Raw genomic sequence first — 1,609 nt, 5'->3', positions numbered from 1 at the left:
GGATGCGGCTTGGGAGCCTACACGGACGTACTTGCGGCGTGTCCCGCCAACCTACCCACGCCAGGCCAAGCCAACACACCCGCAGCGTCGAGCCTCCAGCTCCAGCTCCGGCTCCGGCTCCGGCTCCGGCTCCAGCTCCCGATCCCCCTCTTCCCAGCACCACATCCCCCCACCCAGTACACTCCCCGCCCGCTCCCCGCTTTTCGTTGCCTGCCCGATGACCGACCCGATCCGACTCGACAAACGCCTCACCAGCCTGATCGGCTGCTCCCGTGGCGACGCCCAGCGCTACATCGAAGGCGGCTGGGTGACCGTGGACGGCAAGGTCGTCGAACAACCCCAGACCCTGGTCACCGACGAAACCATCGTCCTGCGCGAAAACGCCGAGGCCACCCGCACCGAAACCGTCAGCATGCTGCTGCACAAGCCCGCCGGCATGCGCGCCGACGAACTCAGCGCCCTGGTCACCCCCGACAGCCGCAGCGACCTCGATGCCACCGGCGTCACCCTCCTGCAGCGCCATTTCCACGCCCTGCAGCTGGTCATGCCGCTGGCCGACGAAGACAGCGGCCTGGTCGTGGTCAGCCAGGACGGCCGCGTCGTCTCGCACCTCAAGGATCGCGGCGCCACGCTCGAACAGGAATACCTGGTCGAAGTCAGCGGCGAACTGGTTCCGTACGGCATGAAGCGCCTGGCCCACGGCCTGAGCTTCCGCAACTGGCCACTGCCCCCCTGCAAGGTCAGCTGGCAGAACGAAACCCGCCTGCGTTTCGCCATCAAGCCGGTACAACCGGGCCAGCTGCGCGACATGTGCCGCCAGGTCGGGTTGGAGGTGATCAGCGTCCGGCGCCTGCGGATCGGCCGCGTCGCCATGGGCAAACTCGCCCCGGGCCAGTGGCGCTACCTGGCGCCGGACGAACGCTTCTGAGCCGTATCGCGCGGCCCTGCACTCGCAGTGCACGCCGCGCCCGCTTAGCATCGGCGCATGACTGAAAAAAAGCCGCTCTGGCGCCGGGTGCTGCGCTGGCTGGGAATCGTACTGGCCGTGCTGGTGCTGCTGGTGCTCAGTGGCCTGCTGCTCGCCGACCATCTCACCCCCAAGGCGATGGGCCCGCACAGCACCGTGCTGCCGCCGCAGCCCGGCCAGACCGCCATCGATCGCGAACTGGTACGGCTGCAGGCCGAGCATCCCGACCAGTCCGGCGTGGCCTTCCTGGCCGATGGCCTGGACGCCTTTGCGGCCCGCGCGGTGATCACCCGCCACGCCGGGCGCAGCCTGGATCTGCAGTACTACATCTGGCACGACGACATGGTCGGGCACCTGATGGCGCAGGAGCTGTACCAGGCCGCGGAACGCGGCGTGCGCGTGCGCATCCTGCTTGATGACATGAACGCGCAGGACAAGGATGCGCTGATGATGGCGCTCGACCGGCACCCCAACATCGAAATCCGCCTGTACAACCCGTTCCGCAACCGCAACGGCCTGTGGCGGCTGGTGGAGATGGTGCAGCGCTTCTTCAGCGTCAACCATCGCATGCACAACAAGTCCTGGATCGCCGATGGCCGGATCGCGATCGTCGGCGGCCGCAACATTGGTGAGGAGTACTTC

General features: G+C 67.7%; 2 protein-coding genes. Both read left to right on the top strand.

Features of this window, described 5'->3' with window-relative positions; translation table 11 throughout:
• Positions 1 to 217: 217 nt before the first annotated feature.
• Positions 218 to 928, top strand: coding sequence for an rRNA pseudouridine synthase (locus ACXJKH_RS20220; RefSeq protein WP_256775867.1), 711 nt, complete (start codon positions 218 to 220; stop codon positions 926 to 928).
• 57 nt (positions 929 to 985) lie between these two features.
• Positions 986 to 1,609: phospholipase D-like domain-containing protein (locus tag ACXJKH_RS20215; protein ID WP_457322036.1), on the top strand; the 624-nt coding region annotated here is incomplete at its 3' end.

The sequence above is a fragment of the Stenotrophomonas sp. P5_B8 genome (genome assembly GCF_054049855.1).
This window is presented reverse-complemented; position numbering and strand designations above follow the sequence as displayed.